Raw genomic sequence first — 21,405 nt, 5'->3', positions numbered from 1 at the left:
CCCGACTTGAGGCTGGCGCAAGTCAGCCTGTCGCCTCCGCGCCTCATTCTCGATGATGCCACTTCGAGGCGGACCTCCCGGTCCGCCTTTTTCTTTGCTCCGGCTGGACAGCGGGCCGCGCCTTGCAGACTATGCGGGTTCACAAAGAAAACCCGACAAAGACCCGGAGATGGCCATGGCTCGCGTGAATCGTCAGTGGGTGCTGCGCCAGCGGCCCAGGGGTTTGATCCGGCCGGGCGACCTGGAGCTGGTCGAGGCGCCGGTTCCCGCGCTGAACGAATCCCAGGTGCTGGTCCGCACCGTCTATCTGTCGCTGGACCCCACCAACCGCACCTGGATGAACGACGCCGAGGGTTATCTGCCGCCGGTGCCCATCGGCGGCGTCATGCGTGGCCTGACTTTGGGTGTTGTCGAGGAAAGCCGCTCCAGCCGGTTCCGGGCCGGGGATGTCGTCACACCCATGTCCGGCGGCTGGTCGGACTACGCAGTGGTCAATGAGATGGAGCTGCGACAGGTCCACCGTGCGCCCGGCATGCCGCTGACAGCCAATCTCAGCGTGCTCGGCATGACCGGGTTGACGGCCTATTTCGGCGTCACCGACGTGCTCAAGGCCAAGGCCGGGGAGACCCTGGTGATCTCCGCCGCCGCCGGCGCCGTGGGATCGATCGCGGGCCAGGTGGCCAGGGCGCGCGGCTGCCGCGTCATCGGCATCGCGGGCGGCGCTGACAAATGCCGCTGGCTGACCGAGGAACTCGGCTTCGACGCTGCTGTCGACTACAAGAACGAGGATGTGGGCGAGGCGCTGGACCGACTGGCGCCCGACGGGATCGATCTCAATTTCGAGAACGTCGGAGGCGATATCATGATCGCCGTCTTCAACCGTTTGAAGACCCACGGCCGCATGGCGGTCTGCGGTCTGATCTCGGCCTACAACGCAACGAAGGCGCCGCCGTCGCCGAACTTCAGCCGGATCATCACCCACCGACTCAACGTCCAGGGGTTCCTGGTGCTCGATTACGCCCACCGGGCCCGTGAAATGGTCGCTGAAATGGGTCCGTGGCTGCAGAGCGGCGAGGTCAAATGGAAGGTCCACGTCGATGACGGGCTCGAAGGCGCGCTGGATTCGCTGAACCGCTTGTTCACCGGCGACCACGACGGCAAGCTGCTGGTCCGGGTGTCGGAAGAGCCCGCGGGCTGATGGGACCGAACGGATGACCGAACCGCTGCACGTCCATTTCGAGGATCTGGGCGTGGGCGAGGTTGTGACCCTCGGCGCCTGTATGGTCGACGCGGCCTCGCTCGACCTGTTCGTCGAACGCTTCCTGCCCGGCTGGGACGCGGCCTACGGCGCGCCGGACGCCATGGTCTATGCTTTGTGGAGCCGGCTGTTCGCCGACAAGGCCTCGGGCTGGGCCCAGTCCAAGGTGCTGGCGGTCGACGGCCTGCGCTATATGCGCAATCCGCCTGCCGGTGAGCTGATGCGCGGCCGGATGACCGTCATGGGCAAGGACCCGGTGGGTGACGAAAAGGGCATCGTCATCGCCCAGCATGACCTGCTCGACGAGGCCGGCAGGCTGGTCTTCTCGTGTTTGACACGGTCGCTGCTGGCCCGAAGGTAGCGGCGAGTGGTTAGTGGCGAGTGGCGAGAGCGGCAGGCGTGTTAGCCGGCACGGGCGGCCAGTGCGTGATCACTCGCCACCCGTCACTCGCCTCCCGTCACTCGCCACTCACTCAGGCGTTGCCGGCCGCCGGCTCCGCCGCGGCGGCGTTGCGCTGGAAGGTCATGGCGATCAGGCGGTCCCAGCCCAGCAGCGACACCAGATGGGCGTAGATCTGGCCCAGGGCGCCGTTGTCGCGCAGTTCGGCCAGCTTCTCGGCCGGCAGGGCCTTCAGCTTGTCTTCCGAGACGGCGAAATATTCGGCGATCTTCTGCGGGGCGGCCGGGGCGCCGTCCGGATTGCGCGGCGTGAACACCGCCTCGCGCGTATCGAACAGGTCCAGATCGGTCAGCAGTTTGACGAAGGCGTCGGTGCGTTGACGCTCCAGTTCGAAATTGTTGCAGAATTCCATCGCCTGTTCGACGTAGGGCGAAGGCTTGCCGTCGATGAACAGCGGGGTCGCTCCGCCGTCCTTGATGAAGGGCGCATCGCGATCAACGCAGAGGATCAGGCGCTTCTGGACTTCGTCATTGGCGAAGACGAACGGATAGCGGCGCACATAGGCCGGGATATAGGCCTCGGGGCGGAACTCGCCGGTGGCGCTGACGAACAGGTTCTCGCCGCCGCGCAGGGCCATGACGGCGACCGGCATCCGGGCGTCGCCGACAAAGATCACCGGATACGACAGGGCGGCCGGGGCGAACTCGGTCACCGTCAGCGGCACCAGATTGGTTTGGGCCACAAAACCATAAGGCTTTTCAACGGGATCTACGCCCATGGCGCCGTGGGCCTCGACCGATAGGGGCTCGGGCTTGCCGTAGAACAGGACGTTGCCGGACAGGGCGGCGTTGGCGGTGGCGGTGGTGTCGGTCATGAACGCGAAACGGGCTCTGCTGATGAAGGAAGGCGCGTGTCTAGCGCAGACACGTCAGGGCGGCAAACCGGCTCGCCCTTCAGGCGTCCCGGCTCGCCCGGCGCCGCCCTCCGTCTAGAACCGGTAGCTGATCCCGGCCCGGAAATTCCGGCCCGGCAGGGGCGCGACATCCTTGAGGAAGCTGACGTGCTCGCGCGCCTCGGCGTCGGTCAGGTTGTGACCCTCGGCGAACAGGGTCACGGCCTTGTTCGCAAAGGGCCGCCAGGCGCCTGACAGGTTGACCATAGTGTAGGCGTCCGTGCCCAGTTCGTGGTCCGCCAGCCGCTCTTGTTCACCGACATGACGGACCTCCAGCGAGGCGTCGAACGGCGTGGAGGTCCAGACCAGCCGGCTTGTCAGACTGTAGGGCGGAATGCGGGCCGCCGGACCCAGGTCGGTTTCCGCACGCACGAAGTCGACCGCCCCCTCCAGCGTCAGGCCGCGATCGCCGCTGGACCACAGGCCATACTCGCCCTCGGCCTCGAAGCCGCGAAAGTCTGCGCCTGTCTGGACGAACTGGAAGATGGGGAAGCTTTCGCCGCCGTCGACGAACACCGCACCCGTGTCGCGCTCATCGATGAAGCCGTCGTATTTCGAGGCGTAGAGGTGCAGGTCGCCGCGGAATCGGCCGACGTCATAGTGGACCGTGCCCTCGATCGTGGTGACGGTCTCGTTGTCCAGCGTCACATCGCCGGTCTCATAGACGCCGGTGGCGATGTGCAGGCCGTCGGCGAACAGTTCGACCTCGGACGGCGCACGCTCGTTGTGGGCCAGGCTCAGGCCGAGGAACAGGCTGGGCGAGGGCTTGATGAAGGCCGCCGCCGAGCCCGACCAATTGCTGAAGTCGCGCTCGATTTCCGATCCGCCCGACAACGGCGTCGCGATCACCGAGCGCCGATCATAGCGCAGGCCGCCTTCCAGCCCCCAGCCCGCGCGGTCCAGCCGCTGGACGGTGTAGATGCCGGCTTCCTCGACCTCGCTGGCAGGCACGAAGGCCTCGGCCCCGATGGCTTCGAAGGTCCGCGACAGGGTCTGCACGCCGACGGCGCCGTTCCACCCGTCGCGGGTCCGCTGCACCAGATCCGCCCGCGCCTCCTGGCCGTCGGACCGGAACACGGTGCCGGGATTGCCCGGTCCCTCGAACTCGGTGTGGGTGTAGTCGGCGTGCCCCCACGAGCCGGTCAGCTTCTGGAACGGGCCGCCGTCGAAGCGCAGCTCGCCGCGCACATCCTCGCGGGTCTGTTCCAGCTGGATGAAGACGTCGGGCTCGGCCACGGTGCCGTAGGTGCTGGACAGGTCCTTCCTGGACGCGCCGAGGAAGCCGCGCGAACCGATCCACGAGGCGCCCACGCCCCAGCTGTCCAGTTCCGAGAAGCTGTTGCGCTGCGTCCCGCCCGGCCCGCGAGCGATGCCGTCGGCGTCGGCCAGCCGTTGCGAAATGGCGGGGGCGGGAATGTCGTAGTCGTCCGCACGCTTGCTGACGCCGTCCAGGCTGACCGCGATCGGTCCCAGGGCGAAGGTGGTCCGGCCCGCGACCGACCGGCCGTCGTCCACGCTGGACGCCTGGGTCGAAACCATGCCGTCGACGCCGTCGGGCATTTCGGTCGGAATGCGGTTGTCCAGCACATTGACCACGCCGCCGATGGCGGTGCCGCCATAGGCCAGGGTGGCCGGGCCGCGCACGATCTCGATCCGGCTGGCCTCGGCCGGGTCGGTGGCCACCTGATGGTCTGGCGAGACAGAACTGGCGTCGATCAGGCCGATGCCGTTGGTCAGCACCTGCACCCGCGGCCCGCTCAGCCCGCGGATCACCGGCCGGCTGGCGCCGGGCGCGAAATCGGTCGAGCGCATGCCCGGCAGGCCGGCGACCAGATCGCCCAGCGACGCCGCCGGGGCGGCGGCCAGGGTCTCTTCGTCGATCACCGTGGTGGCGATGGTCGTGGCCCGGGCGCTGATGCCGAAGGGGGCGCCGGTGACGATGACCTCGTCCAGTTCGGTCGAGCGCGGCGCGCTCTGGGCCGCTGCGGCGCCCGCGAGGCCGGCCCAGCCCACGGCGGTCAGAAGGGCGGCGCGGGATACAACGGCGAGACTCATGGGAACATCCAGACAATAGCGATGATATGGTGTTATGAGATAACATCACGGTTCGTCAAGCGCCCGAGTTGCGAGACCGCCCCCGAGGGCCTAGCTCAGGGACATGAGCGAAACCTGCGGCCACCATCATGCCGACGGTCCCCCGGGGGCCGCCGATGTCGCGCGGGCCATACAGGCCGCGGATCGCCGCCTGACCGCCGAGGGCGAGCGGATGACGCCGCCGCGCCTGCGCGTGCTGGAACTGCTGCTGGCCGCTGGCGAGCCGGTGAAGGCCTATGACCTGATCGCCCGCTTCGGTGAGGACGGCCAGCCGGCCAAGCCGCCGACCGTCTATCGGGCCCTGGAGTTCCTCGAGCGCAAGGGTCTGGCCCACCGCATCGCCTCGATCAGCGCCTATGTCGCCTGCACCTCCGGTTCGATAGACCACGCCGCCGCCTTCCTGATCTGCGACTGTTGCGGTGCGACGACCGAGGTTTCGGCGCCGGTGGCTGGCGATCTGGGCCGCGCCGCCCAGGCCGCCGGCTATGTCATCGCCCGCACCACCATCGAGGCCCACGGCCGCTGTCCGGCCTGCATAGGGGGCTGACAGTTCCCTCGGGTGAACTGGCGCGGGCCTCCCCGATCCCCTATCTGCCCCGCATGGATGCGATCCGGCTCTCTCCGCCCCGTCGCCTGAGCCTGCCGGTCTCGAACCGCTGGGGCGAGGGCCAGATGTGCGTCCTCGACTTCGGCGACGCCAGGCGGCCGGTCGATCTGGTCTTCGTCCACGCCAACGGCTTCAACGCCCTGACCTACCGGACCCTGCTGGCGCCCTTGTCGGGCAGTCTACGCATCTGGGCGCCGGACTTGCGCGGCCACGGGGGCACGACCCTGCCGGCCGAGGGCGGCGGCCGTCGGGACTGGCACGATCACCGTGACGACCTCGTCGCCCTGCTGGACGCGCTGGAGGGTCCGCCGATTGTCCTCGCCGGCCATTCGATGGGCGGAACCTCGGCGCTTTTGGCAGCGGCGGAACGCCCCGACCGCGTCGGCGGTCTGGTCCTGTTCGATCCGGTGATCTGGAGCCGCTGGGCCGTTGCGGCCTTCAAGCTGCCGCTGCTCGACCGGATCGCCTCGCGTATCCCTCTGGTCCGGAACGCCTTGCGCCGCCGCAGGGTCTTCGACAGCCGGGAACAGGCCATGGCGGCCTATCAGGGCCGAGGCGCCTTTCGCGGCTGGCCCGAGATGATGCTGGCTGACTATATCGCCGACGGACTGACCGAGACGCCGGAAGGCTTCACCCTGGCCTGCGACCCGGCCTGGGAGGCCTCCAACTACGCCGCCCAGAGCCACGACCCATGGCGCGCCCTGAAACGCCTCGACTGTCCGGTGACGATTCTCAAGGCCGATGGGGCCTCGCCCTGCCATCTGTCAGAGAACCGGCGCGGCCTGCCGCATGTCACGGTCGGGACTGTGCAGGGCGGCACGCATTTCTTCCCCATGCTCCAGTCCGACATCGCCCGCGACGCCCTGTTCGACGCCGCGGTCTAGAGGCGCTGGCGCCGGCGCGGGTCAGGGGCTAAACCGCTGCCAACCCGAACAAGCCGCTTCTATTCCGAGGACCGCTTTCATGCGTGAGATCAACCATTTCATCGACGGCGCGTCCTTCACGGGCGGCTCGGGCCGGTTCTCGGACGTGTTCAACCCCAACACCGGCGAGGTTCAGGCCCGCGTCCAGCTGGCCTCGGTCGCGGAGATGGACCGCGCGGTCCAGGCCGCCCGGAACGCCTTCGACGGCTGGTCCTCGACCAATCCCCAGCGTCGGGCGCGGGTGATGTTCGAGTTCAAACGCCTCGTTGAGGCCAATATGAACGAGCTGGCGGAACTGCTCTCCGCCGAGCACGGCAAGGTCATCGCCGACTCGAAAGGCGACATCCAGCGCGGTCTCGAGGTCATCGAGTTCGCCTGCGGCATCCCGCATGCGCTGAAGGGCGAATACACCTGGGGCGCGGGTCCTGGCATCGACGTCTATTCGATGCGCCAGCCGCTGGGCGTGGTGGCGGGCATCACCCCGTTCAACTTCCCGGCCATGATCCCGATGTGGATGTTCGGCGTCGCCATCGCGGTGGGCAACACCTTCATCCTCAAGCCCAGCGAGCGCGATCCGTCCGTGCCGGTCCGTCTGGCCGAGCTGATGATGGAAGCCGGGGCTCCGGCGGGCGTGCTCAACGTCGTGCATGGCGACAAGGCGGCGGTCGACGCCATCCTGACCCATCCGCTGATCCATGCCGTCAGCTTCGTCGGCTCGTCCGACATCGCCCACTATGTCTACCAGACCGGCGCGGCCAACCATAAGCGGGTCCAGGCCATGGGCGGGGCCAAGAACCACGGCATCGTCCTGCCCGACGCCGACATGGACCAGGTGATCAAGGACCTGTCCGGCGCCGCCTATGGCTCGGCCGGCGAACGCTGCATGGCCCTGCCCGTCGTGGTGCCGGTCGGCAAGAAAACCGCCGACGAACTCCGTGAACGGATGATCGCCGAGATTCCGACCATGCGGGTCGGCGTTTCCACCGACGCCGGCGCCCACTACGGCCCCGTCGTCACGGCCCAGCACAAGGTCCGTGTCGAGGGCTGGATCGAACAGGGGGTCAAGGACGGCGCCGAACTGGTCGTCGACGGCCGCGGCTTCTCGCTGCAGGGACACGAGCGCGGCTATTTCATCGGCCCATCGCTGTTCGACCACGTCACCCCGGAGATGGAGTCCTACAAGGAGGAAATCTTCGGCCCCGTGCTGCAGATCGTCCGCGCCGCCAGCTTCGAAGAGGCGCTGAGCCTGCCCAGCAAGCACCAGTACGGCAACGGCGTCGCCATCTTCACCCAGAACGGCCGCGCGGCCCGCGACTTCGCCGCCCGCGTCAATGTCGGCATGGTCGGGATCAACGTCCCCATCCCGGTGCCGGTCGCCTATCACACCTTCGGCGGCTGGAAGCGCTCGGCCTTCGGCGACACCAACCAGCACGGCATGGAGGGCGTGAAATTCTGGACCAAGGTCAAGACCGTCACGGCGCGCTGGCCGGACAGCGATCTGGAGCACGCGGATTCCAGCTTCGTCATCCCGACGATGGGGTGACGGTTCGCCTCACAGGCGTGCGCGACAACCCAATTCGGTGCTAGGCGTTAGACTCTGCGAACCGTGAAGCTGGAGCGTCCCCCCGCATGCGTCGCTTTTTCATCTGGTCGGCCCTGGCGGCCGTCATCGGCCTGATCCTCGCGGGTGTCGGCTATTGGGCCTACTGGAACTATTATTCCCGGTTCCAGCCGGTCACGGTGACCCGCAACCAGGCCGAAATCCAGCGCCTGCTGGACGAGGCGTCCTGGGTCTCGGCGGGCGGCGGCGGCGAGCCGCTCTACATCATCGGCTATCGCGACTCCGCGGCCATGGCCCGGTACGAGCGCGAGGAGATTCCCAAGCTGCGCGCCGCGGGCATCGAGGCCCGCACCATCCTGTTCGCCCGTCCGGACCGCGAGGGTCTGGCGCAATCCACCGCCGCCGAGCGCGCCACCATCGCCGAGCTGTGGCTGACCCGCGACTGGACCCTGTACCAGCGCTGGACCGCCACGCCGGTGCGCAACTGGACCGCCGCGGGCATCCCGGCCGCCGACGGCAATCTGGCGCGTGGCGCGGTGGTCGAGGCCGGGCGTGATTTCGTCGCCCGCCTGACCGCCGATCTCAAGGAGGCGGGTCTGCAGGCGCGCTATCCGCTGGTCATCTGGCGCGACCGCGAGGGCTTCATGAAGGCCTGCGCCTGTTCCGACAGCCGCTCCTGGGTCTTCATCCGTGACGATCTGGACGCGCCCGATCGTCTGGACCCGCCGGTCGTCGCGCCGGGCGATCCGCAGCCGCCGCAGGCCTTTCCGGGCGACGGCAGTCCCGAAAGCCTGCCCTATCCGACCCTGCCGCCTGTTGCGCCCACTCCGGGCGCCGCCCCCGGCGTGACGCCCGCGCCAACCGCCCCCGCGCCCCGCGTTCCACGCAAGGCGCCCGAGCCGAAACAGGCGGAGGACTCGACCTTTTTCTAGGGACGGTCAGAGCGCCCGCTTGCAGGCGGCGATCAGCCGTTCGACGTCGGCGGCGTCCTGATACAGGCCAAAGCCGAAGCGGATCACGTCGTCGCGCACATCGGTCACCACGCCCGCCTCCAGCAGCCGCGACCGCCACGCTTGGGCGTCGTCGTGCCGGAAGGCCAGGAAACGCGCCCGCCGGGCCTCGCCGGTCAGCGGATTGATCAGCTCGGCCGACGCCAGTCGCCCGGCCTCGCCGCCCATGACCGCCGTCTGGAACCGCGCCATCAGCACATGGGCGTGAGCGCTGACGTCCGCCGTGGTCAGCCCCGCCTCGTCCAGCATCCGCCGCACAGCGTTGAACCGGTACAGCGGAGAGACGTCGAACGTCGCGCCCCAGAAACGGCCGCCGTCGCTGCGGTATTGCACCCCGCCCGGCGGCCCCGACAGATGGCCGAACTCGGCGAACCAGCCCGTGACTACGGGTCTTGGGCAATAGCCGTCCGGCGCGTGAAGGAAACAGACGCCCTCGCCGGCCATGGCGTATTTGTAGCCGCCCGCCAGATAGAAGATCCGGTCCGCCACCGCCGACAGGTCGGTCGGCTGGGCCATGAAGCCGTGATAGCCGTCGATGACCACCCACGGCCCCGCCGGATCGGCCAGGGCTGCCAGTTCGGCGATGCGGCCGAACACCTGTCCGGTGCGGAAGAAGACCTGGCTGACCAGGATCAGATCAAAACCGCCCCCTCGCGCCGCTTCGACGAACCGGTCGTCAAAGGTCTCGAACGGATGCAGCGGCACGCGCGTGATCACCGCCTCGCCCGCCTCTTCCCAGCGCCGGCCCTGGCGCCGGAACGAGTGGAATTCGCCGTCGGTCGACAGGATGCGGACCGGCTTGCTCTCGATGCCCGAGATGATCCGCAGCAGCAGGTCGTGGGTGTTGGGCGCGAACACCACCGTGTCGGCGCCCGGCAGGTTCAGCTCGCTGGCGATATGGGCCTGCGCCTCGGGAATGACCTCGCCGAAGATCAGGTCCCATTTCCGGTCGGCGAACTGGTTGGCTTCGACCCACGCCCGCACCTGTCCGTCGAAACTGGCGTCCGGCCACAGGTGATGGCTGTGCGCCGCGAAATGCAGTCGCTCGGGGTCCAGCGACAGGGCGCGGGAGAACTGGGCCTTGTAGGTCATGCGACGGTTTCGCATGGCTGAACGGACGCCGCCAGCGGTCAGGCGGTCGCCGTGACCAGCCAGCAGGCCGCCGTCATTGGGATCATTCCGTCCTCGACGTAGCCCTTGAAGCGGGTGGCGACGGCATCTCTGACACGTTCCCGAACCTCCTCGCCCTGATCCGGCAGGATCGTTCCTAGAGGGCCCAACCGCAGGCTGAGGGTCATGAGTTCATCGAAGGACAGCGGGGTTGCGACATCGAGCGGCTCGATCGCCACCCGTCGCCATCCGCTGCGGTCGAGGATGCCCCGGACCCGATCAGCGTCAGCGAAGGCGAACCGGCCCGGACCTTCCGCGGGCGGGCGGGGGAGCTCGGGCAGGAAGGGCGCCGCCGCTTCCAGCGGGACCAGGGTCAGGGGGTTTTCGGCGGCGCTGCGCCAGCAGGCGAAGGTGAGTCCGCCGCCCCGCCGGACCGCCCGGCGCAGATTGGCGAAGGCGGCGTCCGGATCTTCAAAGAACATTACGCCATAGCGTGAGATCGCCGCGTCGAAACCCGGTTCGCCGAAGTCATGGGTTCCGGCGTCTGCACCAAGGAAATTGACGTTTGTCACCCCCTCCGCCCGCGCCCTTTTCCGGCCGAGCTCCAGCAACGCCTCTGAGACGTCGATGCCGACGACCTGTCCTTCCGGGCCGACGCGTCGCGCCATTTCCAGGGTGGTCGCTCCCGCTCCGCATCCCACATCCAGCACCCGCGCTCCCGCGCCCGGATCGGCGCGCTCGGCGACGATGTCGCCGACGGGTTGGTTAAGCCGGTCGAGCAAGCCCTGATGCTCGGCCCAGGCGCCGCCCCCGGCGTGCTTCCAGTAGGCCCCTGTAAGGGTCCCCGACGCGGCGTTGCTTGTCATGGTGCTCTCTTTCGCTGTTGCAGGTTTCGTCCTGCCCGCTCATTCTGCAAGTTCAAGCTGACTTGAGGTCAAGAGTGTTCGACATCGATATCTCGGAACTGGCCCGCAGGTCCGGCGTCCGCGCATCCGCGCTCCGATTTTATGAACAGAAGGGGCTGATCGTCTCTACGGGCCGGCGCGGCCTCAAGCGTCTGTTCGATTCCGAAACGGTCGAGCGGCTGTCCCTTATCGCACTGGGCCGGGCCTCCGGTTTTTCACTTGATGAGATTGCGGCGATGCTGACCGGGCCGGGGCGGCCGGACATCGACAAGACCCGCCTCAGGGCAAAGGCCGAGGAATTGGGGCGCCGCATCGAAGTCCTCTCCCGGATGCGGGAGGGGCTGCTGCATGCCGCGGCCTGCACAGCGCCGGGTCTTGTGGACTGTCCCAAATTCCGGCGGATCGTGAGGTTTGCCGGGCGGGACGCCGTCCGTCCGCCCCGGCCCCGGTTCCGCGCGACGCCCGCCTGACTGATCCTGAAGCCTAGATCAAACTACCGTGGCAGTGCTTGAATTTCCGCCCCGAGCCGCAGGGACAGTCTGAGTTACGGGGCGTGCGCTCCCAGCCGACGGGCAGGACATCGACCGGCAGGCGGGCGCGGTCGTCGCCCTGGGCCATCCCTTCGGGATTCTGCGCCAGCGGGTTCGACATCTCGTTCTCGCCCGTGCCTGGATTCAGATGGATTTCCTGGAACTCGGGCATGTCCATCGCCGGCGGGGCCTCGAAGCGGAACTCGACCGTCATCAGCCAGCGGGTGACGTTGTGGCGCAGCTCATAGAGCAGCGTTTCGAACAGGTTGAAGGCCTCGGTCTTGTATTCGTTCAGCGGATCGCGCTGGCCATAGCCGCGCAGGCCGATGACGCCGCGCAGGTGGTCCAGATGAACCAGATGCTCGCGCCACTGCATGTCGATCATCTGCAGCAGAAACTGCCGCTCGAGGCCGCGGGTCTGTTCCACCCCGATCTGCTCCAGCCGCTCGGCGGCGCGCGCGTCGGCGGCGGCCAGCAGCCGCTCCTCGAACTCCTCGTTCGAAACCCCCTCCTCGGCGGCCCAGTCGTGCAGCGGCAGCTCAAGGCCGAGGGTCGACTTTACCTTCTCGTCCAGACCGTCGATGTCCCACTGCTCGGCATAGGCCTTGGGCGGCATATGCTTTTCGATCAGGTCGGCGATCACGTCGTTGCGGAACTCGCCCACCAGTTCGGACAGGTCCGTGGCGTCCATGAACTCCTGGCGTTGCTCGAACACGGCCTTGCGCTGGTCGTTCACGACGTCGTCGTACTTCAACAGGTTTTTGCGGATGTCGTAGTTGCGGGTCTCGACCCGCTTCTGGGCCGTTTCGACGGCGCGGTTCAGCCACGGGTGGCTGATCGCCTCGCCCTCGGCCACGCCGAAGCTGCGCATGATGGCGTCCAGGCGGTCGCCGGCGAAGATGCGCAGCAGGTCGTCCTCGCAGGACAGGAAGAATTTCGAGGTGCCGGGGTCGCCCTGACGGCCCGTCCTGCCGCGCAGCTGGTTGTCGATGCGGCGGCTCTCGTGGCGCTCGGTGCCCAGAACGAACAGGCCGCCGGCGGCCAGCGAGATTTCCTTCTGAACCGCGATATCGGCCTTCAGTCGCGTCTCTTCGACGGCCTCGTCCTCGGGCGTGACCTCGATGGCCAGGTTGCGTCGGTCCTGACGCCATTTCTGCAGCCGCATGTCCAGGTTGCCGCCCAGCTGGATGTCGGTGCCGCGGCCGGCCATGTTGGTGGCGATGGTCACCACCCCCGGCAGGCCGGCGTCGGCGACGATATAGGCTTCCTGCTCGTGCTGGCGGGCGTTCAGCACGCTGTGCGGAATACCCCGCAGCAGAACCTCGTAGGTGATGTCATAGGCGGCGTCGCCGATCTTGGCGGCCTCCTTGTCCTTGCCCACGAACGCCGGCTTCAGGCTGCGGCCGGTCTCTACCTTGTGCTCATAGGTCTTGAGCAATTCAGACAGAGTCTCGGACTTCTCGATCGATACCGTGCCGACCAGGATGGGCTGGCCCTTGAGGTGGCAGTCGGCGATCAGGGCGGCGATGGCCTGGTTCTTCTCGGCGGCGGTGCGGAAGATTTCGTCGTCGTGGTCGATGCGCTTGACGGGCCGATTGGTCGGCACTTCCAGGACGTCCATCTTGTAGATGTCGAGGAATTCCTGGGCCTCGGTCGCGGCCGTGCCAGTCATGCCGGACAGCTTCTCGTACAGGCGGAAATAGTTCTGGATGGTGACCGAGGCCAGGGTCTGGTTCTCGGGCTGGATCTTGACGCCTTCCTTGGCCTCAATGGCCTGGTGCAGGCCCTCGGACAGGCGGCGCCCGGTCATCATCCGGCCGGTGAACTCGTCGATCAGCATGACCTCGCCGGCCTTGATGATGTAGTCCTTGTCCTTTTGATACAGGGTGTTGGCGCGCAGGGCCTGGTTGATGTGGTGCACCAGGGTGATGTTGGCGGCGTCGTACAGACCGGTGGTATCGGGCGCGAACAGCTCGCGCTGCTCCATGATCTCCTCGATCTTCTCGGAACCCTCCTCGGTCAGCAGCGCCTGACGCTGCTTCTCGTCCAGATCGAAGGTGGTCGTGTCGAGGATCAGTTCCTTGATGATCCCATCGACGATCAGATAGAGGTCCGACCGGTCTTCTGTCGGGCCCGAGATAATCAGCGGCGTACGCGCTTCGTCCACCAGAATGGAGTCGACCTCGTCGACGATGGCGAAATGGTGCGGACGCTGCACCATCTCCTTACGGTCATAGACCAGGTTGTCGCGCAGATAGTCGAAGCCGAACTCGTTGTTGGTGCCGTAGGTGATGTCGGCCGCATAGGCCGCCTGCCGCTGGCCCGAGGACAGGCCGTTGACGATGACCCCGACGTCCATGCCCAGGAAGCGATAGACCCGGCCCATCCATTCGGCGTCGCGGCGGGCCAGATAGTCGTTGACCGTGATGACGTGCACGCCCTTGCCCGCCAACGCGTTGAGGTACACTGGCGCCACGGCGACCAAGGTCTTGCCCTCGCCCGTGCGCATCTCGGCAATGCCGCCGTCGTGCAGGATCATGCCGCCGGCCAGCTGAACATCATACTGGCGCTGACCCAGCACCCGCTTTGACGCCTCGCGGGCCACTGCGAAGGCCTCGTTCATGATCTTGTCCAGGGTCTCGCCGCCCTCAATCCGGTCGCGGAAGGCGTCGGTCATCATGCGCAGCTCGTCATCCGACAGGGCGGCGAACCGGTCCTCCAGCGCATTGATCTTCTGAACCCGGCTCATGAAGTCCTTGACCTTGCGGTCGTTGGAGGAGCCGAAAATCTTCTTGGCGATGCCGAGCATGGATGATCCGAAGGCGGGCGAGCGACAGGGGCTCTGGTACTGATAAGGTCCCGAAGGAGCGGCGACGACTGCGCGGGGGGAGGGGGTCTCGGCGACGACGGCCCGGTGCGCCTGTCACAGGCGCGCGCGAGGGCCGCGCGATCGTTCGAAAACCCCTCGACTTGGGCGCAGGCGGGACTTAAGCACCGGCCTTATCCCTGTCAACGCGAGGGGCTTTGTCGCCCCGTGACGGAGCGCGCCCAAATGCGGCTTTTCAACCCCTTCGTCCCCGTACTTCTTGCGGCGTTTCTGACCCTCGCGGCCTGTGGCCCCCGCGGCGAGGCCGACCGCGCCCCCGAACCCGGCGATCGCGCCGTGGCCGAGGTCCAGGGCAAGACCATCTGGGCTTCTGACGTCAAGCGCGAAGCGGTGGCCCAGGGTCTGGTCGGCGAGGGCGAGCCGCTGGACGTGACCTCCGACCTGTTCCGCCGGGTGCTGGACGAGGTCATCGACCAGAAGCTGCTGGCCAGCGAGGCTCAGCGCCGCGGCCTCGACAACTCCGCCCTCGCCCAGCGCCGGCTGGAAGCCACGCGCGAGCGCATTCTCGGCGACATGCTTGTCGAGACCGTGGTCAACGGCTCGATCTCCGACCGGGCGGTGGAGACCATCTATCAGGAGCAGGTGCGTCTGGCGCAGACCTCTGAGGAAGTCCGCGTCCGCCTGATCCTGTCGCGAACCCGGCCCGAGGCCGACGCCGTGATCGGCATTCTGGCGCAGGGGTCGGCCTTCGAGGCCGTGGCCGCCGAAAGCTCGATCGACGACGCGACCCGCTATTCCGGCGGCGACCTCGGCTACCGGACCATCGACGTCATGCCCGAGGCCTACAAGAACGCCCTGCGCGACCGCCCTGCGGGCTCGACCGTCGGTCCGTTCCAGACCGAGGGCGGCTGGGCTGTGCTGCGGGTCGAGGACCGCCGCCGCGAAACCCCGCCGACGCTGGAACAGGCCCGGCCACAGATCGTCCGCTACCTGACCTATGAGGGCGTGCGCCAGCTGCTTGAGGAGTTGCGCGGCAAGGCCGAGGTCGAGGTGCTTCTGCCCGGCGACACGCCCCGCTCGCAGGAGCCGGCCTCGGCGCCGCGCCCGCCCACGCCCTCGGCCGGCACGCCCGCCGCGCCCGCCTCGCCCCCGGCGTCGCCGCCCGCCGTCGCCGCGCAGCCTGCGCCCAAGAAGGCGTCATGAGCCGTCCCCCCGAGGCCGGACGCGCCTCGACCGGCCAGAAGATCGAACAGGCCATCGAAAAGGCCTTCGACCCGCTGACCGCCGCCCTGAAGCGGGCCGCTGCGCCGCCGCCCAAGGCCGCGCCGGGCAAGCCGGGCCTCGAAATTTCGCCGCTGGCCGTGCCCTTCCCGGCTATCCCGCCCATCGGCGGGGTAGAGATCGCCACCGCCCGGGCCGGCTTCTACAAGCACGAGCGCGACGACCTGGTGGTGTTCAGCTTCGCGCGCGGCACGACCTGCGCCGGGGTCTTCACCCGGCACAAGATCGGCTCGGCGCCGGTCGACTGGTGCAAACGTCATCTGGATGCCCCCGACGGTGGTCAGGACGTGCGGGCTCTGGTGGTCAACGCCGGCTGCGCCAACGCCTTTACCGGCAAGGCCGGGGCCGACGCGGCCCGCCGCACGGCTTCCGAGGTCGCCAAACGCTTCGGCTGCCGCCAGCGCGACGTCATGCTGGCCTCCACCGGCGTGATCGGCGTGGTGCTGGACGACCGCAAGATCGTCGCCAGGATGTCCGAGATCGAGGCGGGGCTGGACCCTGACGGCTGGGCCCGCGCCGGTCAGGCCATCATGACCACCGACACCTTCCCCAAGGGGTCGTACGCCGAATGCGAGATCGAGGGTCGCAAGGTCCGCATCGCCGGCATCGCCAAGGGGTCGGGCATGATCGCCCCCGACATGGCCACCATGCTGGGCTTCATCGTCACGGACGCCGCCATCTCGCCCGCCGTGCTCCGCGCCCTGCTGGGCCTGCATGTGCGCACCACCTTCAACAGCGTCACGGTCGACGGCGACACCTCGACCAATGACACCTGCCTGTTGTTCGCCACCGGCACCTCGGGCGCGCCGCGCATCGGCCGGGTTGGTGACCGCCGGCTGAAGGAATTCTCGGCCGCGCTCGACAAGGTCATGCTCGACCTCGCCCACCAGCTGGTCCGCGACGGCGAGGGGGCGACCAAATTCGTCAAGGTCACCGTGGACGGCGCCGCCTCGCCCGCCTCCGCCCGTAAACTGGCAAAGTCAATCGCCGACAGCCCCCTGGTCAAGACCGCCCTGGCGGGCGAGGACGCCAACTGGGGCCGGGTCGTCATGGCCGTCGGCAAGACCGAGGAGCCGGTCGATCGCGACAGCCTCGCCATCCGCTTTGGCCCCCACGTCGCCGCCGTCGACGGAGCGCCCGCCCCCAACTACGACGAGGCGAAGATGAGCGCCTATATGAAGAACGCCGAGATCGACATCACCGTCGACGTCGGCTGGGGCCGCGCCTCCGCCACCGTCTGGACCTGCGACCTGACCAAGCGCTACGTCGAGATCAACGGCGACTACCGGTCGTGAGCGACGGGTTGCCCACCGTCCTCGTCGTCGCCGTGGCCCTGATCGACGCGGATGGCCGGGTGCTGATCGCCCAGCGGCCCGAGGGCACGCAACTGGCCGGTCTGTGGGAGTTTCCGGGCGGCAAGGTCGAGCCCGGCGAACGGCCCGAGGCCGCCCTGATCCGCGAACTGAAGGAAGAACTTGGCATCGACGTTACCGAGGCCTGTCTCGCCCCATTCGTGTTTACCAGCCACGCTTACGAATCATTTCACCTCTTGATGCCACTCTGGCTATGCCGACGCTGGTCGGGGGTGGTTCAGAACCGCGAGCATGCGGCGCTGAAATGGGTCCGGCCGAGCCAGCTTTCGGACTTTCCCATGCCTCCGGCCGACGAACCCCTGGTCGCCTGGCTTCGCGACCTTCTCTAGCCGCCGCAAGGAGGGGGCCGATGCTGAAACGCTTCCTCACCCGCCTCCGGCGCGACGAAAGCGGCGCGACCGCGATCGAATACGGCATGATCCTGGCCCTGATGTTCCTGGTCATCCTCGGCGCCCTGAACGCTTTCGGGGCGACGGGCAGCGGCATCTTCAACGGCGCCATGGACATGCTCCGCAGCGCCATGGGCGGGTGAGGCTCACTCCTCCCCCGTCTGCTCTCTGACCCCCAGCGCATCGGCCAGCCGCATCTTCGCCGACCCGCGCGGCAGCGGCTTCTGCTGGCTCTCATGCGGGGCCCAGCCGGCCAGGTGGACGATCTCGAAGGTCGCGGGGATGCGGCCGTCGGCGTCGGCGTACCGCTCCGCATAGAGTTGCGCCGTCCGGCCGAGGATGCCGCGTGTCAGCGGCCGCACGGCCCCTGTCAGCACATTGGTCTCGCCCATGGCGCGCAGGTCGCGGATCAGGGCGAACAGGTCGGGATAGCGGACGGTCACCCGGTCGACGTCGGCCACCGGCAGGGCGAACCCGGCCCGCTGCAACAGGGCCGCGCCGTCAAAACCGTCGGCGAAGGGCGAGACCCGCGCCTGGGCCCCGCCGCGCGCCTCCAGCTCGGCCTCGGTCAGGACCGCCCGCAGTTCCTTCAGCGTCCCGGCTCCCAACAATGTGCCCAGAAACAGCCCGTCCGGCTTCAGGGCTCGCCGGATCTGGCTCAGGGCGCCCGGCAGGTCATTGGCCCAATGCAGGCTCATCAACGAGACGATCAGGTCCTGCGACCCGTCCGCGAGATCAGGCGGCGCGACGCCCGGACCCGCCCGCGCGGCCCGGTCGCCCACCGCCTTCACCGGTCCAACCCGTTCCGCCGCCGGGCTGTCGACCAGGGCCGCGGCGAAGGCTCCGGGATGCGCTGACAGATCGGCCGCTCCGGGCCAGTTCCGCATGAGGGCTTCCAGACTGCCGACCGCATTGTCCGCCGCCCGCGCATGCAGGAAGTCGGCGCGGGAAAGCGTCTTTTCGCTGCGTTCAAGCCTTGCCGTGCGGCGCTGAACGTCGAAGATGCGGGGAGGATCGGAGGAGGGGCTCATGCGGCTTCAGGATGGGGTCTGGCGCGATCGATTGAAAGCCGCCGTCCCGCGGATCGCGCTCGGCGCCCGCGCGCTGGGCCGCGGCGTGGCGGACCTGCTGCTGCCGTCGCTCGCCCACGATAGTCCAGAGGCGACGGCCTCGGCTGGCCTGACCGCCGGGGCCTGGAGCCGGGTGATCTTCCTTGAGGACCCGGTCTGCGACGGCTGCGGCGCGGGATTCGAGATGGACGGCGGACCCTTCGCGTCGGCGCGGTGCGCCGCCTGCCTGGCCCAGCCCTACGCCTTCGCCCGCGCCCGGGCGGCCTGTGTCTATGACGAGGCCTCGCGCGGGCTGATCCTCAAGTTCAAGCACGGCGACCACCAGCCCTTCGCCCCGCTTTTCGCCCGCTGGATCGCCCGCTCGGCCGCGCCCCTGCTGGACGAAGCCGACGCCGTCGCCCCCGTGCCGCTGCACCGCTTCCGCCTGTTGTCCCGGCGCTTCAACCAGGCCGCCGAGATCGCCCGGCCGCTGGCCCGCGACGCCGGCCTCGACTATCTGCCCGAGGCCCTGATCCGCACGACCCACACCACCACCCAGGGCGGCAAGTCCGCGCGCGGTCGCCGCCTGAACGTCAAAAAGGCCTTCGCCGTCAGTGAGGAAGGCCGCCGCCGGATCAAGGGGCGTCGCATCCTTCTGGTCGACGACGTGTTGACCACGGGCGCCACCGCCGAGGCCTGCGCCCGCGCGCTGCTCGAGGCCGGCGCCCGCGCCGTGGACCTGGCCGTCGTGGCCCGGGTGCGCACGGCGCGGCAATTGACTACATGAGCATAGCCCGCTCGCCGCGCGTCCACGCCTTCGCGGGGATGACGGGCTCGCTGCTTGAGGGCGGCGATATCAAACTGGAGTACCCCGTTGGCCGACGTCGTCATCTACACCAAGCCCGGCTGCGGCTACTGCTACGCCGCCCGTGACCTGCTGGACCGCAAGGGCGCCGACTATGAGGACATCGTCGCCTCCCATGACCCGGCGAAGAAGCAGCAGATGATCCAGCGTTCCGGCGGCCGCATGACCTTCCCGCAGATATTCATCGGTGGAAAACACATCGGCGGCTCCGACGAACTGCATGCGCTTGACCGGCGGGGTGAGCTGGACGCATTGCTCGAGGCTGGATGAGCACCCTTCCGATCGCCCTGATTCAGACCCGCACCCCGGCCAGCCCGGCGGCGGCCTTCGCCCACGTCGAGCCCTTGATCCGCGATGCGGCGGCGGGGGGGGCGAAGCTGATCCTGACGCCGGAGGCGACCAATTTCCTGATCAAGGACCCCGCCGCCCGCGCCGCCGCCCTGACCTCCCAGGACCGCGACGAGGTGGTCGGCAATCTGCGCGCCCTGGCCCAGGAGCTGGGCGTCTGGTTGCTGATCGGCTCGGCGATCGTCAAGTCGGGGCATGAGGGCGACGATCGCGCCGCCAACCGCTCCCTGCTGATCGACGATGCGGGCGCGGTGGTCGCAACCTATGACAAGCTGCACGTCTATGATGTCGATCTGCCGACCGGCGAACGCTGGCGCGAAAGCGCCGCCATCCGGCCCGGCGACGAAGCCGTCGTGGCCGACACGCCCTGGGGCAAGCTGGGCCTGACCATCTGCTATGACATTCGCTTCCCCCAGCTGCACCGCGCGCTTGCGAAAGCCGGGGCCGTGATGATCGCCGTCCCCGCCGCCTTCACCGTCCCGACCGGCGAGGCCCACTGGGAGACCCTGCTGCGCGCCCGCGCCATCGAGACCGGCTGCTACATCCTCGCCCCCGCCCAGGCCGGCGCGCACGAGGACGGCCGCCGCACCTGGGGCCGGTCGACGGTGGTCGGGCCATGGGGCGAGGTGGTCGCCAAACTGGACCACGACGAACCGGGCGTTCTGTTCGCCACCCTGGATTTCGAGGCCGTCACCCGCGCCCGCCTCGCCGTGCCGCAGCTGACCCACGACCGCGAATTCCAGGCTCCGGCATGATCCGCTACGCCCTCCAGTGCGACGGGGGCCATGGCTTCGAGGCCTGGTTCGGCGCCTCGGCGGACTATGACGACCAAGCGGCGCGGGGGCTGGTCGAATGCCCCCATTGCGGCTCCAGCGTTGTGTCGAAACAGATCATGTCGCCGGCGGTGGCGGGAACCCGCAAGACCGCCCTCGCGGCTGATCCCGCGAGGATGCGGACCCTGATGACGCAGGCCGCCCGCGAGGTCCGCACCCATGTCGAGCGGAATTTCGACTATGTCGGCGACGCCTTCGCCCGCGAAGCCCGTGACATCCATGAGGGGCGCACCGAGAAGCGCGAGATCTACGGCGAGGCCACCCCCGCCGAGGTGAAGAAGCTCAAGGACGACGGCGTCCCCTGCGCCGCCCTGCCGCTGGTCCCTCCGGCCCCGGACAAGCTGAACTGATGGCCCTCGGGTGGCGGTCTATGGCCTGGGCTGATCTGGACGCCGTCGCCGCCATCGCTGCTATCGGCTTCCCCGACCATTTCGAGGGCCGCGACTGTTTCGAGAACCGGCTGGCCCTTAACCCCTCCGGCTGCTTCATCCTCGCCGATGGCGAGGGGCCGCCGCAGGGCTATCTCGTCGCCTATCCGTGGACCGCGGACGCCGCCCCGGCGCTCAACACACTGATCGATACGATCCCGCACGACGCTTCGGTGATGTACCTGCATGACCTCGCGCTCGACCCGGCCGTCCGCGGCGGCGGCTGGTCCCGCCCCATCGTCGAGCGTCTGGCGGCCGACGCCCGCGCCGCCGGTTGGCCGGCCCTGACGCTCGTGGCCGTCAACGACGCCGCTCCGTTCTGGGAACGGCACGGCTTCGTGGTGGAGGATCCGCGAGGCATGGTGGATAAACCGGCCGGCTACGGCCCGGACGCCCGCTATATGGCGCGACAGCTAACGGATTAGCTGCGGGCCCAACCCTTGTCGGCCATACAGGCGCGGAATTCGTCGCGGCGCTGACCCTTGCCGGTCGAGGTGCGGCAAGCGGCGCGGGCTTCATCGAACGGCTGGGCGCTCTCGCCGTGCCAGGCCAGATCGTCGCTGTCGGAGGCGTCGATGACGGTGACGCAGGCCGAGGTCATGAGGGCGACGGACAGGGCGGAGAGGATGAGCAGGCGTTTCATGGGGGCTCCTGAGGTGGGA

The 21,405-nt window shown here is 68.4% G+C and carries 23 protein-coding genes; 16 read left to right on the top strand and 7 right to left on the bottom strand.

Features of this window, described 5'->3' with window-relative positions; translation table 11 throughout:
• Positions 1-175 precede the first annotated feature (175 nt).
• Both Q8K49_RS07045 and Q8K49_RS07040 read left to right on the top strand, forming a co-directional pair.
• Positions 176-1,198 carry an NADP-dependent oxidoreductase gene (locus Q8K49_RS07045; protein ID WP_305305031.1) on the top strand — a complete coding sequence of 341 codons (1,023 nt, stop codon included), beginning with the start codon at positions 176-178 and terminating at the stop codon, positions 1,196-1,198.
• 13 nt (positions 1,199-1,211) lie between these two features.
• Positions 1,212-1,619: an acyl dehydratase gene (locus tag Q8K49_RS07040; protein WP_305305030.1), complete on the top strand. Its 408-nt coding sequence runs from the start codon at positions 1,212-1,214 to the stop codon at positions 1,617-1,619.
• A 112-nt stretch (positions 1,620-1,731) separates the two neighbouring features.
• On the opposite strand, the gene Q8K49_RS07035 is transcribed toward Q8K49_RS07040, so the two are convergent.
• Both Q8K49_RS07035 and Q8K49_RS07030 read right to left on the bottom strand, forming a co-directional pair.
• Positions 1,732-2,532: a SapC family protein gene (locus Q8K49_RS07035; protein WP_305305029.1), complete on the bottom strand. Its 801-nt coding sequence runs from the start codon at positions 2,530-2,532 to the stop codon at positions 1,732-1,734.
• 114 nt (positions 2,533-2,646) lie between these two features.
• Positions 2,647-4,665, bottom strand: coding sequence for a TonB-dependent receptor (locus Q8K49_RS07030; RefSeq protein ID WP_305305028.1), 2,019 nt, complete (start codon positions 4,663-4,665; stop codon positions 2,647-2,649).
• Between the two features lie 103 nt (positions 4,666-4,768).
• Between Q8K49_RS07030 and Q8K49_RS07025 the strand changes: the two genes are divergently transcribed.
• The 4 genes from Q8K49_RS07025 to Q8K49_RS07010 all read left to right on the top strand — a co-directional run bounded on the left by Q8K49_RS07025 (position 4,769) and on the right by Q8K49_RS07010 (position 8,727).
• Positions 4,769-5,251, top strand: a complete 483-nt coding sequence (locus Q8K49_RS07025) for a Fur family transcriptional regulator (protein WP_305305027.1) — start codon at positions 4,769-4,771, stop codon at positions 5,249-5,251.
• A gap of 53 nt (positions 5,252-5,304) precedes the next feature.
• Complete coding sequence (locus Q8K49_RS07020; protein ID WP_305305026.1) at positions 5,305-6,195, top strand: alpha/beta fold hydrolase; 891 nt, start codon at positions 5,305-5,307, stop codon at positions 6,193-6,195.
• 79 nt (positions 6,196-6,274) lie between these two features.
• Positions 6,275-7,777, top strand: coding sequence for a CoA-acylating methylmalonate-semialdehyde dehydrogenase (locus tag Q8K49_RS07015; RefSeq protein ID WP_305305025.1), 1,503 nt, complete (start codon positions 6,275-6,277; stop codon positions 7,775-7,777).
• An 86-nt stretch (positions 7,778-7,863) separates the two neighbouring features.
• Positions 7,864-8,727 carry a hypothetical protein gene (locus Q8K49_RS07010; protein ID WP_305305024.1) on the top strand — a complete coding sequence of 288 codons (864 nt, stop codon included), beginning with the start codon at positions 7,864-7,866 and terminating at the stop codon, positions 8,725-8,727.
• Positions 8,728-8,733: 6 nt separating this feature from the next.
• On the opposite strand, the gene Q8K49_RS07005 is transcribed toward Q8K49_RS07010, so the two are convergent.
• A complete protein-coding gene (locus Q8K49_RS07005; protein ID WP_305305023.1) occupies positions 8,734-9,897 on the bottom strand; it encodes a class V aminotransferase in 1,164 nt (387 codons plus the stop codon).
• Between the two features lie 38 nt (positions 9,898-9,935).
• A complete protein-coding gene (locus Q8K49_RS07000; RefSeq protein WP_305305022.1) occupies positions 9,936-10,781 on the bottom strand; it encodes a class I SAM-dependent methyltransferase in 846 nt (281 codons plus the stop codon).
• Positions 10,782-10,798: 17 nt separating this feature from the next.
• Here Q8K49_RS07000 and Q8K49_RS06995 point away from each other — a divergent pair, with 17 nt between their 5' ends.
• Complete coding sequence (locus tag Q8K49_RS06995) at positions 10,799-11,290, top strand: helix-turn-helix domain-containing protein (protein ID WP_305305021.1); 492 nt, start codon at positions 10,799-10,801, stop codon at positions 11,288-11,290.
• A 13-nt stretch (positions 11,291-11,303) separates the two neighbouring features.
• Here Q8K49_RS06995 and secA read toward each other — a convergent pair whose 3' ends face one another.
• Entirely contained in the window at positions 11,304-14,159 is a 2,856-nt protein-coding gene (gene secA / locus Q8K49_RS06990) for a preprotein translocase subunit SecA (RefSeq protein ID WP_305305020.1), read from the bottom strand.
• Positions 14,160-14,402: 243 nt separating this feature from the next.
• Here secA and Q8K49_RS06985 point away from each other — a divergent pair, with 243 nt between their 5' ends.
• The 4 genes from Q8K49_RS06985 to Q8K49_RS06970 are packed head-to-tail and all read left to right on the top strand — an operon-like array spanning position 14,403 to position 17,363.
• Positions 14,403-15,380, top strand: coding sequence for a peptidylprolyl isomerase (locus Q8K49_RS06985; protein ID WP_305305019.1), 978 nt, complete (start codon positions 14,403-14,405; stop codon positions 15,378-15,380).
• Positions 15,377-16,753 carry a bifunctional glutamate N-acetyltransferase/amino-acid acetyltransferase ArgJ gene (gene argJ, locus Q8K49_RS06980; RefSeq protein WP_305305018.1) on the top strand — a complete coding sequence of 459 codons (1,377 nt, stop codon included), beginning with the start codon at positions 15,377-15,379 and terminating at the stop codon, positions 16,751-16,753. Before Q8K49_RS06985 ends, argJ begins: the two co-directional genes overlap by 4 nt.
• Positions 16,754-16,761: 8 nt before the next feature.
• On the top strand, positions 16,762-17,160 hold the full coding sequence (locus Q8K49_RS06975; RefSeq protein ID WP_305305017.1) for a (deoxy)nucleoside triphosphate pyrophosphohydrolase: 399 nt from the start codon (positions 16,762-16,764) through the stop codon (positions 17,158-17,160).
• A gap of 20 nt (positions 17,161-17,180) precedes the next feature.
• The gene (locus Q8K49_RS06970) at positions 17,181-17,363 is read left to right on the top strand and encodes a Flp family type IVb pilin (protein ID WP_370867739.1); all 183 of its coding nucleotides are present in this window, start codon (positions 17,181-17,183) and stop codon (positions 17,361-17,363) included.
• A gap of 3 nt (positions 17,364-17,366) precedes the next feature.
• Here the strand turns inward: Q8K49_RS06970 and Q8K49_RS06965 are convergent, their stop codons facing one another.
• On the bottom strand, positions 17,367-18,251 hold the full coding sequence (locus Q8K49_RS06965; RefSeq protein WP_305305016.1) for a methyltransferase domain-containing protein: 885 nt from the start codon (positions 18,249-18,251) through the stop codon (positions 17,367-17,369).
• On the opposite strand from Q8K49_RS06965, the gene Q8K49_RS06960 reads away from it, so the two are divergent.
• The 5 genes from Q8K49_RS06960 (at position 18,250) to Q8K49_RS06940 (ending at position 21,168) form a co-directional block, all read left to right on the top strand.
• Positions 18,250-19,056, top strand: a complete 807-nt coding sequence (locus Q8K49_RS06960; RefSeq protein WP_305305015.1) for a ComF family protein — start codon at positions 18,250-18,252, stop codon at positions 19,054-19,056. The two genes, Q8K49_RS06965 and Q8K49_RS06960, sit on opposite strands and share 2 nt — an antisense overlap.
• 87 nt (positions 19,057-19,143) lie before the next feature.
• Entirely contained in the window at positions 19,144-19,404 is a 261-nt protein-coding gene (grxC, locus tag Q8K49_RS06955; RefSeq protein WP_305305014.1) for a glutaredoxin 3, read from the top strand.
• Positions 19,401-20,237, top strand: a complete 837-nt coding sequence (locus Q8K49_RS06950; RefSeq protein WP_305305013.1) for a carbon-nitrogen hydrolase family protein — start codon at positions 19,401-19,403, stop codon at positions 20,235-20,237. Before grxC ends, Q8K49_RS06950 begins: the two co-directional genes overlap by 4 nt.
• Positions 20,234-20,665 (top strand): DUF1178 family protein, encoded by a 432-nt coding sequence (locus Q8K49_RS06945; RefSeq protein WP_305305012.1) that lies wholly within the window; start codon positions 20,234-20,236, stop codon positions 20,663-20,665. Before Q8K49_RS06950 ends, Q8K49_RS06945 begins: the two co-directional genes overlap by 4 nt.
• Positions 20,665-21,168, top strand: coding sequence for a GNAT family N-acetyltransferase (locus tag Q8K49_RS06940; protein WP_305305011.1), 504 nt, complete (start codon positions 20,665-20,667; stop codon positions 21,166-21,168). The genes Q8K49_RS06945 and Q8K49_RS06940 overlap by 1 nt, the downstream gene beginning before the upstream one ends.
• Here Q8K49_RS06940 and Q8K49_RS06935 read toward each other — a convergent pair.
• Complete coding sequence (locus Q8K49_RS06935; protein WP_305305010.1) at positions 21,165-21,386, bottom strand: hypothetical protein; 222 nt, start codon at positions 21,384-21,386, stop codon at positions 21,165-21,167. The genes Q8K49_RS06940 and Q8K49_RS06935 overlap by 4 nt on opposite strands.
• Between the last annotated feature and the right edge of the window lie 19 nt (positions 21,387-21,405).

This window comes from Brevundimonas sp. (assembly GCF_030682035.1).
Lineage (GTDB): Bacteria > Pseudomonadota > Alphaproteobacteria > Caulobacterales > Caulobacteraceae > Brevundimonas.
Note: the sequence above shows the minus strand (reverse complement) of the source record. Positions and strands in the feature narration are given on the sequence as shown.

Excerpts from the sequence above, each read along its gene's own strand:
- Q8K49_RS07040 (WP_305305030.1), top strand. The coding sequence starts at position 1,212 with ATGACCGAACCGCTGCACGTCCATTTCGAGGATCTGGGCGTGGGCGAG.
- argJ (WP_305305018.1), top strand. The coding sequence starts at position 15,377 with ATGAGCCGTCCCCCCGAGGCCGGACGCGCCTCGACCGGCCAGAAGATC.
- Q8K49_RS06945 (WP_305305012.1), top strand. The coding sequence starts at position 20,234 with ATGATCCGCTACGCCCTCCAGTGCGACGGGGGCCATGGCTTCGAGGCC.
- Q8K49_RS06960 (WP_305305015.1), top strand. The coding sequence starts at position 18,250 with ATGCGGCTTCAGGATGGGGTCTGGCGCGATCGATTGAAAGCCGCCGTC.
- Q8K49_RS07015 (WP_305305025.1), top strand. The coding sequence starts at position 6,275 with ATGCGTGAGATCAACCATTTCATCGACGGCGCGTCCTTCACGGGCGGC.
- Q8K49_RS07030 (WP_305305028.1), bottom strand. The coding sequence starts at position 4,665 with ATGAGTCTCGCCGTTGTATCCCGCGCCGCCCTTCTGACCGCCGTGGGC.
- Q8K49_RS07025 (WP_305305027.1), top strand. The coding sequence starts at position 4,769 with ATGAGCGAAACCTGCGGCCACCATCATGCCGACGGTCCCCCGGGGGCC.
- Q8K49_RS07020 (WP_305305026.1), top strand. The coding sequence starts at position 5,305 with ATGGATGCGATCCGGCTCTCTCCGCCCCGTCGCCTGAGCCTGCCGGTC.
- Q8K49_RS07010 (WP_305305024.1), top strand. The coding sequence starts at position 7,864 with ATGCGTCGCTTTTTCATCTGGTCGGCCCTGGCGGCCGTCATCGGCCTG.
- Q8K49_RS06985 (WP_305305019.1), top strand. The coding sequence starts at position 14,403 with ATGCGGCTTTTCAACCCCTTCGTCCCCGTACTTCTTGCGGCGTTTCTG.
- secA (WP_305305020.1), bottom strand. The coding sequence starts at position 14,159 with ATGCTCGGCATCGCCAAGAAGATTTTCGGCTCCTCCAACGACCGCAAG.
- Q8K49_RS06970 (WP_370867739.1), top strand. The coding sequence starts at position 17,181 with ATGCTGAAACGCTTCCTCACCCGCCTCCGGCGCGACGAAAGCGGCGCG.
- Q8K49_RS06940 (WP_305305011.1), top strand. The coding sequence starts at position 20,665 with ATGGCCCTCGGGTGGCGGTCTATGGCCTGGGCTGATCTGGACGCCGTC.
- Q8K49_RS07005 (WP_305305023.1), bottom strand. The coding sequence starts at position 9,897 with ATGACCTACAAGGCCCAGTTCTCCCGCGCCCTGTCGCTGGACCCCGAG.
- Q8K49_RS07045 (WP_305305031.1), top strand. The coding sequence starts at position 176 with ATGGCTCGCGTGAATCGTCAGTGGGTGCTGCGCCAGCGGCCCAGGGGT.
- Q8K49_RS07000 (WP_305305022.1), bottom strand. The coding sequence starts at position 10,781 with ATGACAAGCAACGCCGCGTCGGGGACCCTTACAGGGGCCTACTGGAAG.
- Q8K49_RS07035 (WP_305305029.1), bottom strand. The coding sequence starts at position 2,532 with ATGACCGACACCACCGCCACCGCCAACGCCGCCCTGTCCGGCAACGTC.
- Q8K49_RS06965 (WP_305305016.1), bottom strand. The coding sequence starts at position 18,251 with ATGAGCCCCTCCTCCGATCCTCCCCGCATCTTCGACGTTCAGCGCCGC.
- Q8K49_RS06950 (WP_305305013.1), top strand. The coding sequence starts at position 19,401 with ATGAGCACCCTTCCGATCGCCCTGATTCAGACCCGCACCCCGGCCAGC.
- Q8K49_RS06935 (WP_305305010.1), bottom strand. The coding sequence starts at position 21,386 with ATGAAACGCCTGCTCATCCTCTCCGCCCTGTCCGTCGCCCTCATGACC.